Annotated in this window: 5 protein-coding genes and 3 rRNA genes; 6 read left to right on the top strand and 2 right to left on the bottom strand. The window is 59.9% G+C overall.

Annotated features, from left to right (window positions below; genetic code table 11):
- Positions 1-176: 176 nt before the first annotated feature.
- The gene (locus ABIE00_RS17950) at positions 177-932 is read left to right on the top strand and encodes a ZIP family metal transporter (protein ID WP_354262059.1); all 756 of its coding nucleotides are present in this window, start codon (positions 177-179) and stop codon (positions 930-932) included.
- Between the two features lie 403 nt (positions 933-1,335).
- Here the strand turns inward: ABIE00_RS17950 and ABIE00_RS17945 are convergent, their stop codons facing one another.
- Together ABIE00_RS17945 and ABIE00_RS17940 are read right to left on the bottom strand one after the other, a co-directional pair.
- Positions 1,336-2,739: a GAF domain-containing serine/threonine-protein kinase gene (locus ABIE00_RS17945; protein ID WP_354262058.1), complete on the bottom strand. Its 1,404-nt coding sequence runs from the start codon at positions 2,737-2,739 to the stop codon at positions 1,336-1,338.
- 141 nt (positions 2,740-2,880) lie between these two features.
- Complete coding sequence (locus ABIE00_RS17940; protein WP_354262057.1) at positions 2,881-3,138, bottom strand: hypothetical protein; 258 nt, start codon at positions 3,136-3,138, stop codon at positions 2,881-2,883.
- 701 nt (positions 3,139-3,839) lie between these two features.
- Between ABIE00_RS17940 and ABIE00_RS17935 the strand changes: the two genes are divergently transcribed.
- From ABIE00_RS17935 to ABIE00_RS17915, 5 genes are all read left to right on the top strand, one after another.
- Positions 3,840-5,367, top strand: a 16S ribosomal RNA gene (locus ABIE00_RS17935).
- A 553-nt stretch (positions 5,368-5,920) separates the two neighbouring features.
- A 23S ribosomal RNA gene (locus tag ABIE00_RS17930) occupies positions 5,921-9,046 on the top strand.
- A 163-nt stretch (positions 9,047-9,209) separates the two neighbouring features.
- Positions 9,210-9,326: ribosomal RNA gene (gene rrf, locus ABIE00_RS17925) — 5S ribosomal RNA — on the top strand.
- Together the 16S, 23S and 5S rRNA genes form the textbook arrangement of a ribosomal RNA operon.
- Before the next feature lie 261 nt (positions 9,327-9,587).
- Entirely contained in the window at positions 9,588-11,081 is a 1,494-nt protein-coding gene (locus ABIE00_RS17920) for a CBM96 family carbohydrate-binding protein (RefSeq protein WP_354262056.1), read from the top strand.
- A 120-nt stretch (positions 11,082-11,201) separates the two neighbouring features.
- A complete protein-coding gene (locus ABIE00_RS17915; RefSeq protein ID WP_354262055.1) occupies positions 11,202-12,056 on the top strand; it encodes an SDR family NAD(P)-dependent oxidoreductase in 855 nt (284 codons plus the stop codon).
- Positions 12,057-12,204 lie beyond the last annotated feature (148 nt).

Genomic DNA, 12,204 nt, shown 5'->3' with positions numbered 1-12,204 from the left:
GACCGCCAGGTCGCCGGCGGCCTGAAGCTGACCTGCGCGCTTCCGGCCAGCCGCCCCGGATTCATCCTTGCTGTCTGCGAGAATGCTTATGGACCGGGGGAGGGCACAACTAACAGAGCCGTCCCCCAGCTCAGCAAAGCTCAACAAGGCCTCGCGGCCGGGGAAGGCGGATACCCATGCCCATGTGGGCCCAAGCGCTCTTTTGGGGAACTCTTGCCGGCGGAGCGCTGGTCCTCGGCTCGGGGCTGTCGTGGAAATGGAACATCCCCGCCAAGCTGGTCTCCTCGATCATGGCTTTCGGCGCCGGCGTCCTCATCTCCGCGCTGGCGTTCGAGCTCGTTGACGAGGCCGTGCAGGGCGGCGGACTCTGGCCGACGGTCCTCGGCTTCCTCGCCGGCGCGGTGGTTTACGTCGGCGCCAACGCACTCCTGGCCCGCTCAGGAGCCAAACACCGGAAGCGCTCAAGGGACCAGCAGCCCAGCGAAAAGGACGATCCGGGCAGCGGCACGGCCATCGCCGTCGGGGCACTCCTGGACGGCATTCCGGAGTCGGTGGTCCTCGGCCTGGGCCTGATCACGGGAGGCACTGTGAGCCCGGCGATGCTCGCCGCCGTCTTCATCTCGAACGTCCCGGAAGGCCTGTCCAGCACGGCGGGCATGAAGAAGGCCGGCCGCAGCGCCGGCTACGTTTTCGGCGTGTGGGGCGGCATCGCGCTGCTGAGCGGGATCGCGTCCCTGGTGGGCTACACCGCGCTTGAGACCGCGCCAGACGAGATGGTCGCGTTCATCACCGCCGTCGCCGCCGGAGGTATCCTCGCCATGCTCGCGGACACGATGATCCCCGAGGCCTTCGAGGAGCACCACAACCTCACTGGCCTGGTGGCTGCTGTCGGCTTCCTTTCCGCCTTCACCATCCACCACGTCGGCGGGTAGCGCTTTTAGGCGCAGGGTCCCTGGCCTGTGTCCCAGATTGACCCCGACGACGGGTGGGCGGCGACGCTGTCGCCCTCCCGCCGTCGAGCTCTCCGAGCGTTCCCTTGGGGGGCGCTCAAGCCGCGGTGACCGTTACGGCCCTCAGGCTTAGCGCCACTGCCGCCATCGCGACGAACGCGTCGTTGATGTGGATGTCCAAGACTGCCATTGCCGACCCCCTGTGTATTGGAGACCGGTAAATGCTGAGCACAGGTCCATGTCGCCCCCAATTGCGCTTACAGACAGCACCATGGTGGTCGCAGCAACCTAGGAAAAGCTTGCGGTCCCTCCGCGTGAGGGGCATGTCCTGACATACGCCGTTCAGGCGTCGGTGTTGGCTATGTTGAGGGCGGCTTCTGGCGCCCTAACTGACGACGGCGGAACCCTGGGCCGTGCCGGGCAGCCCGGCGGCTGCCTCGAGCCGCAGCTCGAGGTCGGTCATGACCATCGCGGCCAAATCGCGAAGGTTGGCATTGTCCTCCGGCGTCATGGTGCGCGGCTCAAAGTCCAGGATGCACAGGGTTCCGAGGTTGTAGCCGTCCCGGGTCTTAAGGGGGGCGCCGGCGTAGAACTTCAGTCCGAACTCGCCCGCGACCAGCGGATTGAGCAGGGTCCTCGGGTCCTCCGGGGCGTTCTCCACCACCCATAGGCCGTCCTGCAGGATGGCCGACGCGCACAGCCCCGGGTCCCTGCTGATCTGCTCCACGTCCACGCCGTGGTGGGACTTGAACCAGATCCGGTCATGGTCCACGATCGACACGATGGCCACCGGCACCGAGAAGAGCCTGGCGGCCAGCGCGGTGATCCTGTCGAAGGCACCGTCCGGGGGAGTGTCGAGGATGCCGTACCTGCGGACGGCCTCCATCCGGGCTTCCTCGTCCGCGGGAATGACAGTGGCGTCCACCCTGTGCTTTCCGCGGCTGCTGAGGGACAGCTCATAGAGAGCCTGGCTCACCTCGGTGGTCGACGGCCTGTCTTCCGGATTGCGTGCAGTCATGGCGGCCAGAAGCAGGCGCCACTCCGGCTCTACGTCATCCGGAATATGGGGGTCGTCCATCAGGCGCGCGAGGGCGCTCTGCAGCGGGTCACCCGGAAAGGCCTGCTGCCCGGTGAGACTCTCAAGCAGCACCAGGCCAAGGGAGTACACATCGCTGGGGGGCCCGATGGGCTCGGCCTTCGCCTGCTCCGGACTGAGGTAGCCCGCGGTGCCAAGGAATCCGCCGTCGTGCAGGTCCGGCGCATCAGCCATGAGAGCGATGCCGAAATCCGTCAGCTTGGCGTGCATGCGGGCGGTGTCGTGCTGGTAATCGAAGACCAGGATGTTGCCGGGCTTCACGTCCCGGTGAACCACGCCGCTTTCGTGGATGTAGGCCAGAGCGTCAGCCACGTCGTAGCCGACCTCGGCCGTGTGCCGGGAGGAGAGCGGGCCTCCTTCGGCAAGGCGGCGCTTGAGATCCGGCCCTTCCACGAGTTCCATCACCAGATAAATGCGGGTGCGGCCGGGCTCTTCCCGGTCGACGCCGGCGTCCAGGAGTGTGACGAGGCTGTGGTGGTTCAGGGCCGCCAGCACTTTGACTTCGGCATCGTCGTCACGCGCCGGCTGTGGAGCGGTGTCGCTTCTGTTGATGACCTTGAGCGCCACTTCGCGCTCGAGGGACTCGTCGACGGCGCGGTACACGTTGGCCATGGCACCGGAACCGATCTGTTCCACCACCCGGTACCTTCCGCCGATGACTGTGCCTTCTGCAATGCCGGGTTGTGCGGCCATTAGGTACCTTGAATTTCCCGCCCTGCCCTCGGGGGCCGGCGATATAAGTGCGTTGAAGCGTTGTGACAGCAGTGTGTGTCAAATGCCGGGTGCTGGGTACACAGAAAGAGCCGATTTTCATCGGCTCTTTCTGTGGTCCGGCTAGATGAGGCTCGGGGCGCTCGCCAGGATGTAGTCGGCGGCCGCCGGCCCGGTCATGGCCAGTTCGCAGTTGTGCGGATCGATGCCGCGTCCTTTAAGCGCTGTGAACAAGGAATCCGGGGCGGCCGGCTGCAACTTATGAATCAGGCACCAGCTGGTGTAGAGGCCGTAGAGCTCGTCGGGGCCGAGAACCGTGTCGGTCTCCCGTTCCGTGGTCAGTGCTTCGGCGATAAATTGTTCGAACTTGGTGGCGTCCATTTTGGGCTCCTCTAAGGACATGTACATTGATCCGCCGTTTCTGCTTCAGCGATAACGGATCTCCGCCCATAGGGGCCGTCGATCTACCTGAAATTTATGCGAGACAGACTGTTCTGTCTAGTTGAGCCGGTCACACGCAGACCTACGGCCGGGGTAACCGCTGCCGATAAGTATGTGTGGTGTACTGCTGGCTGCATCCGGTGGCCATTGAGCGCGGGCGAGGACCCGGCATTCTGGTGCTTGTGGGGTTGTGGAGTGGTCCGTCCGGGGTCGATTTGCGGTTGGGTCCGGGGCCGTGTAAAGTCATTCGAGTCGCCGCCGCTGAAGCGGAAAGATAGCGACCGACCCCCTTTCTAACGGCCCGAAAAACGGTGCACTTAGCGGTGTGCCGGACATGGGTGGGGGCCTTCCTGCAAGTGGAAATTCGCGGAAACGCTGATTTGCCAAGCTTCGCGGGGTCGGGTAACTTTGAAAAGTTGCTCCGGAGCGATCCTGAACGTTGGTTTGGGTGGTGCCGGGTGTGTCTGTTGTTTGAGAACTCAATAGTGTGCCAAGTTTGTTGATACCGATTTTTTATGAATTGGTTGATTGTGCCGGGCTGCCCACCCCCGTGGTGTGGCCTGGTGTTTTTGGCTGGTTTCAAATTTTGTGCAGCCGTTGTCCCTGTTATTTCCGGGGGTGGTGGTTGTGTCTGTTTTTCTTCAACGGAGAGTTTGATCCTGGCTCAGGATGAACGCTGGCGGCGTGCTTAACACATGCAAGTCGAACGATGATCCGGTGCTTGCACCGGGGATTAGTGGCGAACGGGTGAGTAACACGTGAGTAACCTGCCCTTGACTCTGGGATAAGCCTGGGAAACTGGGTCTAATACCGGATATGACTCCTCATCGCATGGTGGGGGGTGGAAAGCTTTTTTGTGGTTTTGGATGGACTCGCGGCCTATCAGCTTGTTGGTGAGGTAATGGCTCACCAAGGCGACGACGGGTAGCCGGCCTGAGAGGGTGACCGGCCACACTGGGACTGAGACACGGCCCAGACTCCTACGGGAGGCAGCAGTGGGGAATATTGCACAATGGGCGAAAGCCTGATGCAGCGACGCCGCGTGAGGGATGACGGCCTTCGGGTTGTAAACCTCTTTCAGTAGGGAAGAAGCGAAAGTGACGGTACCTGCAGAAGAAGCGCCGGCTAACTACGTGCCAGCAGCCGCGGTAATACGTAGGGCGCAAGCGTTATCCGGAATTATTGGGCGTAAAGAGCTCGTAGGCGGTTTGTCGCGTCTGCCGTGAAAGTCCGGGGCTCAACTCCGGATCTGCGGTGGGTACGGGCAGACTAGAGTGATGTAGGGGAGACTGGAATTCCTGGTGTAGCGGTGAAATGCGCAGATATCAGGAGGAACACCGATGGCGAAGGCAGGTCTCTGGGCATTAACTGACGCTGAGGAGCGAAAGCATGGGGAGCGAACAGGATTAGATACCCTGGTAGTCCATGCCGTAAACGTTGGGCACTAGGTGTGGGGGACATTCCACGTTTTCCGCGCCGTAGCTAACGCATTAAGTGCCCCGCCTGGGGAGTACGGCCGCAAGGCTAAAACTCAAAGGAATTGACGGGGGCCCGCACAAGCGGCGGAGCATGCGGATTAATTCGATGCAACGCGAAGAACCTTACCAAGGCTTGACATGGACCGGACCGCCGCAGAAATGTGGTTTCTCCTTTTGGGGCCGGTTCACAGGTGGTGCATGGTTGTCGTCAGCTCGTGTCGTGAGATGTTGGGTTAAGTCCCGCAACGAGCGCAACCCTCGTTCCATGTTGCCAGCACGTAGTGGTGGGGACTCATGGGAGACTGCCGGGGTCAACTCGGAGGAAGGTGGGGACGACGTCAAATCATCATGCCCCTTATGTCTTGGGCTTCACGCATGCTACAATGGCCGGTACAAAGGGTTGCGATACTGTGAGGTGGAGCTAATCCCAAAAAGCCGGTCTCAGTTCGGATTGGGGTCTGCAACTCGACCCCATGAAGTCGGAGTCGCTAGTAATCGCAGATCAGCAACGCTGCGGTGAATACGTTCCCGGGCCTTGTACACACCGCCCGTCAAGTCACGAAAGTTGGTAACACCCGAAGCCGGTGGCCTAACCCCTTGTGGGAGGGAGCCGTCGAAGGTGGGACTGGCGATTGGGACTAAGTCGTAACAAGGTAGCCGTACCGGAAGGTGCGGCTGGATCACCTCCTTTCTAAGGAGCACCTACAGTCTTTCCGGCCCGTGTATGCGGGTGTGGTGGGGTTGTCAGGAGTAAAGGCCCGTTGCGCAGACGGTTGTTCTGCGGCGGGTGCTCATGGGTGGAATATCAGCAAATAGGTGCCTGGTGGCACGGACCGGTGGTTAGTACGGATCCTTCGTTTTTTCTTCGGAAAGGGCGTGGTGGTCCTGGAACGCGGCCGGCACGGGTTGCCGGGTAGTGTTTGGCACACTGTTGGGTCCTGAGGCAACAGGGCCGGGGGAGGGGGTTTTTTCTTCTTGTTCCGGGGTTTGTTTGTTTCTGGTTTCCTGGCTGCACCGATCGCGCGTGGTTGGCTCCTTTGGGGGTTGTGTGTGGGGTGTGTGGTACGGGGTTGTTGTTTGAGAACTACATAGTGGACGCGAGCATCTTTTATAAGAAGCAATTTCCAAGAATATGAACCTGGATCTGGCTGCGCGTGATGATGGCTGACTTCTTTGTTGGGGTTGGTGGTTGTTGGGTGTGGTTGGTTTCGTGGTTCTCTCGAAAATTACTGATTGATCTTTGTGGTCAAGTTTTTAAGAGCACACGGTGGATGCCTTGGCATTAGGAGCCGAAGAAGGACGTAGGAATCTGCGATAAGCCTGGGGGAGTCGATAACCGGACTGTGATCCCAGGGTGTCCGAATGGGGAAACCCCGCCAGACGCGCGAGTTATCTGGTGACCCGCATCTGAACACATAGGGTGCGTGGAGGGAACGCGGGGAAGTGAAACATCTCAGTACCCGCAGGAAGAGAAAACAACAGTGATTCCGTTAGTAGTGGCGAGCGAACGCGGATCAGGCTAAACCGACTCATGTGTGATAGCCGGCGGGCGTTGCATGGGCGGGGTTGTGGGACTTGTTGTCCTGGTTCTGCCGGACCGGGGAGGTGTGAGTGCTGGTATAGGTGAACGGTCTTGAAAGGCCGGCCGTAGAGGGTGTGAGCCCCGTAACCGTAATGCTGTGCACCGCCTTTGATGAGTATCCCAAGTAGCACGGGGCCCGAGAAATCCCGTGTGAATCTGTCAGGACCACCTGATAAGCCTAAATACTCCCTAATGACCGATAGCGGACCAGTACCGTGAGGGAAAGGTGAAAAGTACCCCGGGAGGGGAGTGAAACAGTACCTGAAACCGTGTGCTTACAATCCGTCGGAGCAGCCTTGTAGTTGTGACGGCGTGCCTTTTGAAGAATGAGCCTGCGAGTTAGTGTTACGTCGCGAGGTTAACCCGTGTGGGGAAGCCGTAGCGAAAGCGAGTCTGAACAGGGCGTTGCAGTGGCGTGATCTAGACCCGAAGCGAAGTGATCTACCCATGGCCAGGTTGAAGCGACGGTAAGACGTCGTGGAGGACCGAACCCACTTCAGTTGAAAATGGAGGGGATGAGCTGTGGGTAGGGGTGAAAGGCCAATCAAACTTCGTGATAGCTGGTTCTCCCCGAAATGCATTTAGGTGCAGCGTTGCGTGTTTCTTACCGGAGGTAGAGCTACTGGATGGCTAATGGGCCCTACAAGGTTACTGACGTCAGCCAAACTCCGAATGCCGGTAAGTGAGAGCGCAGCAGTGAGACTGTGGGGGATAAGCTTCATAGTCGAGAGGGAAACAGCCCAGACCACCAACTAAGGCCCCTAAGCGTGTGCTAAGTGGGAAAGGATGTGGAGTTGCGAAGACAACCAGGAGGTTGGCTTAGAAGCAGCCATCCTTAAAAGAGTGCGTAATAGCTCACTGGTCAAGTGATTCCGCGCCGACAATGTAGCGGGGCTCAAGTACACCGCCGAAGTTGTGGCATTCACATATTTTCCAAGCCTTTGTGGTTCAGGAGTGTGGATGGGTAGGGGAGCGTCGTGTGGGCGGTGAAGTCGCGGTGTAAACCAGCGGTGGAGCCTACACGAGTGAGAATGCAGGCATGAGTAGCGAAAGACGGGTGAGAAACCCGTCCGCCGGATGATCAAGGGTTCCAGGGTCAAGCTAATCTGCCCTGGGTAAGTCGGGACCTAAGGCGAGGCCGACAGGCGTAGTCGATGGACAACGGGTTGATATTCCCGTACCGGCGAAAAACCGCCCATGTTGAACAGGGGATACTAACCGCCCGAGACCTGCCCGACACCCCTTGTGGGTGAAGGGTTTTGGTGGAGCGCGGGACCTGATCCTGGGAGGCAAGCGTATTAACAGGTGTGACGCAAGAAGGTAGCCGAGCCGGGCGATGGTTGTCCCGGTCCAAGGATGTAGGGCGAACGGTAGGCAAATCCGCTGTTCATGTGCCTGAGATCTGACGGGACTCCCGTAAAGGGGGGATTCGGTGATCCTATGCTGCCTAGAAAAGCATCGGCGCGAGGTTTTAGCCGCCCGTACCCCAAACCGACACAGGTGATCAGGTAGAGAATACTAAGGCGATCGAGAGAATTATGGTTAAGGAACTCGGCAAAATGCCCCCGTAACTTCGGGAGAAGGGGGGCCCCAACCTTGATGGACACGTGCTGTCCGGAGGGGATCGGGGCCGCAGAGACCAGGGGGAAGCGACTGTTTACTAAAAACACAGGTCCGTGCGAAGTCGCAAGACGATGTATACGGACTGACTCCTGCCCGGTGCTGGAAGGTTAAGAGGACCGGTTAGCCTCACGGCGAAGCTGAGAATTTAAGCCCCAGTAAACGGCGGTGGTAACTATAACCATCCTAAGGTAGCGAAATTCCTTGTCGGGTAAGTTCCGACCTGCACGAATGGAGTAACGACTTCCCCGCTGTCTCAACCATAAACTCGGCGAAATTGCAGTACGAGTAAAGATGCTCGTTACGCGCAGCAGGACGGAAAGACCCCGAGACCTTTACTATAGTTTGGTATTGGTGTTCGGAGTGGCTTGTGTAGGATAGGTGGGAGACGTTGAAGCCCGGACGCCAGTTCGGGTGGAGTCATCGTTGAAATACCACTCTGGTCACTTTGGACATCTAACTTCGGCCCGTAATCCGGGTCAGGGACAGTGCCTGATGGGTAGTTTAACTGGGGCGGTTGCCTCCTAAAAAGTAACGGAGGCGCCCAAAGGTTCCCTCAGCCTGGTTGGCAATCAGGTGTCGAGTGTAAGTGCACAAGGGAGCTTGACTGTGAGAGAGACATCTCGAGCAGGGACGAAAGTCGGGACTAGTGATCCGGCGGTACATTGTGGAATGGCCGTCGCTCAACGGATAAAAGGTACCTCGGGGATAACAGGCTGATCTTGCCCAAGAGTCCATATCGACGGCATGGTTTGGCACCTCGATGTCGGCTCGTCGCATCCTGGGGCTGGAGTAGGTCCCAAGGGTTGGGCTGTTCGCCCATTAAAGCGGTACGCGAGCTGGGTTTAGAACGTCGTGAGACAGTTCGGTCCCTATCCGCTGCGCGCGCAGGAAATTTGAGAAGGGCTGTCCTTAGTACGAGAGGACCGGGACGGACGAACCTCTGGTGTGTCAGTTGTACTGCCAAGTGCACCGCTGATTAGCTACGTTCGGATGGGATAACCGCTGAAAGCATCTAAGCGGGAAGCTCGCTTCGAGATGAGATTTCCATACACATTTTGTGTGAGAGGCCCCCAGCCAGACCACTGGGTTGATAGGCCGGATGTGGAAGCGAGGACTAACGACTCGTGAAGCTGACCGGTACTAATAGGCCGATAACTTACACCACACAAGAACAAAGCATGCTTGCGTCCACTATGTGGTTCCCAACCAACAAACCCGCCACGGGCTTGTCCGGTTGCAGGAACCGAGATAACTGAATACAACACCACAGTTGTAACACCACAGATTTCCCCCACACCCCCGCAAGGGTGTGTGCCGGGAGCAAGGGTTACGGCGGTCATAGCGTGGGGGAAACGCCCGGTTCCATTCCGAACCCGGAAGCTAAGACCCACAGCGCCGATGGTACTGCACCCGGGAGGGTGTGGGAGAGTAGGTCACCGCCGGACAACCATTAAAGAAACGGTCGAGAGCCCCAACCACACGGTCGGGGCTCTCCCGCATTTAAGCGGCCTCCGCCATCTAGCCGGTACCCTGCTCTCTGTTCCAATCCTCGCAGGGAATCAATCGGTGACTATTGGGGACTTTCCGGCGTTGTATCAAGGTTTTCACAGGCTAACTCCAGATTTTCCCACTCTTTCTCAACGGCTCCGGGCTACCGTGTACGAACGCGTCGACGGTGACGCGCCCATCGGACAAAGGAGTCCCTGATGCGTGCAAGATCAGACTTCCCGAATGCCCGGAAGAGTACTGGAAGGCACCGCCGTAGGCGCGGGGTTCCGCCGGCCAATTGGATATCAGCGGTTACAACTGTTCTTTTCCTCGCCGCTATTTCGTTGATTGGCGGCACTGCCCAGGCAGCGACCGTTGCAATTAGTCCCTCGGCCGACGCCGTGGTCAAACGGGACACACCAAATGCCAACTATGGAACCGCAATCGGACTCAAGGCAGATAATTCGCCAATTGAGATGTCATTTCTGAAGTTCACCGTGAGCGGCACCGGTAGCACAGTGACGGGTGCCAAACTGCGGCTGTTCGTGACTGATCCGTCGAACCTTGGCGGCCAGTTCAGGCGGGTACTGAACACGACGTGGACCGAAAACACCATCAACTGGTCCAATGCGCCGGCGGCTGAATCCACCGTTATTGCCTCGGTGGGGACCGCTTCGACCAACACGTTTGTGGAGGTCGACGTCTTTAGCGTCGTCAAGGGCGACGGTACGTTCTCCTTCCGCATCAACAACACATCTTCCGACGGCGTGATCTATGGCTCCAAGGAGCTGGCAGACACCACGCACCGGCCGCAGCTGATCCTGACGACGAACGGGACTCCGCCACCGCCGCCTCCACCCCCGCCGCCGCCACCACCGCCCGCGGCGAGCCCGTGCGGCACCACGGCAGCGCCTCCGCCGACCTACGACCACGTGATCTGGTTCATCTTCGAGAACAAGACGTACTCGCAGGTCATTGGGAGTGCCAACGCCCCGTACATGAGCCAGGTTGCCCGGCAGTGCGGTTCCGTGACGACATGGAGCGATGCCGGCCTGGGGCTGCCCTCGCTTCCCAGCTACCTGGCTCTGACCTCCGGCAGCACGCAGGGAGTCACCACCGATTCGAATCCAAGCAACCTGCCGCCGATTACCGCCGACAATATCTTCCGGCAAGTCAGGACGCGCGGACTCACCTACAAGAGCTACCAGGAATCCATGTCCACGAATTGCCAGCTCGGCAGTTCCGGCCAATACATGGTCCGCCACAATCCAGAGGTGTACTACCAGGGCACGGGGGACAGGGCAGCCTGCGCCGCGAACAATGTCCCGCTGGGCACTCCGGCTTCAGGAAACCTGCAGCGCGATCTGGCGAACAACACCTTGCCGAACTTCTCCCTGATCACCCCGAATATCTGCAACGACATGCACGACTGCAGCATCGCCACCGGCGATAGCTGGCTGTCCGGCTGGCTCCCGTCGATCCTGAACAGCGCGACGTACAAGGCCGGCAGGACTGCCATTGCGGTCGTCTTCGATGAGGATACTCCTGTACCGAACTTCATCGTGGCGCCTTCGGTCGTCCCGGGCACAACGGTGCAGGGTTCCTACAGCCACTATTCGCTCCTGCGTTCCACGGAAGAGATGCTCGGCATAGCTCCTATGTTGCTGAATGCAGGGAATGCCCTGAGTCTGCGGCCCGCGCTGAACTTGTAGGTGCAGTCTTTCAAATAGCCCACGACGGCGTCCGGCCGGGGAACATAACCCGGCCGGGGGCCGTTGTGTTTGAGGGGCCGACTCATGGGACAGCGGCTCAACCACAGCAAAGGAACGCTCATGCCTCAGCGCACCATCGTCATCACCGGCGCCAGCGACGGGATCGGTGCAGCAGCCGCGCGGAACCTGGCGCGGGCAGGCGAGCGGATTGTCGTCGTCGGGCGTTCCCCGGACAAAACCGCAGCGGTGGGCGCGGAACTGGGCGCTGACTATTTCGTCTGCGACTTCGCGGAGCTGGCGCAGGTGCGCGAGCTGGCCGCAGCGTTGCGTGCAAGGTACCCGCGGATAGACGTCCTGGTGAACAACGCCGGCGGGATCATGCGCGGCCATGAGCTGACCGGGGACGGCCACGAGAAGACGTTCCAGATCAACCATCTGGCGCCTTTCCTGCTCACCACCGAGCTGCTGGACCTTCTTACCGCCAGCCGTGCCACCATCATCAACACGTCCAGCGCTGCCAACGGATTCGGGCGGCTGGATCTGACCGATCTCAACTCAGAGCGGAGCTACTCGACAAACCGTGCCTACGGCACCGCCAAGCTGGCTAACATTCTGTTCACCGCGGAACTGCAGAACCGCTACGGGAAAGACGGCATCGCGGCGGCCGCCTTCCACCCGGGCGTGGTGGCCACCAACTTCGCGGCGGAGTCCACCAGCTGGTTCCGCCATGCCTACAAGACCGTGCTGAACAGATTCCTGCTCTCGGCCGAGCAGGGCGCCGACACGCTCGTCTGGCTCGCTACTTCCACGCCAGGACGGGACTGGGTGCCCGGAGCCTTCTACATCAAGCGTGCGCTGGCGAAGGCCAACAGCCAGGCGTACGACGCCGGGCTGGCGCGGGAATTGTGGGACCGCAGCCTGGAGCTCGTGAGAGCCGGCGAACCGAGCGAGGAGTCCGAGCTGGACAACGCCTGAGGTCAGGTTTAGCTGCCGCAGCTTCACGGGCTACGCCGTCGTGGTCTCTGTCCAAACCGCAAATGTCCGCAGGGCCCAATCATCACTTCACCTGCCTGACGAAATTTTGAGGTGTCAGCGTGAGGTCCCCCCAGGAAGGGCCCCGCGG

Origin of the sequence: Arthrobacter sp. OAP107, from assembly GCF_040546765.1 — a bacterium.
Lineage (GTDB): Bacteria > Actinomycetota > Actinomycetes > Actinomycetales > Micrococcaceae > Arthrobacter.
Note: the sequence above shows the minus strand (reverse complement) of the source record. Positions and strands in the feature narration are given on the sequence as shown.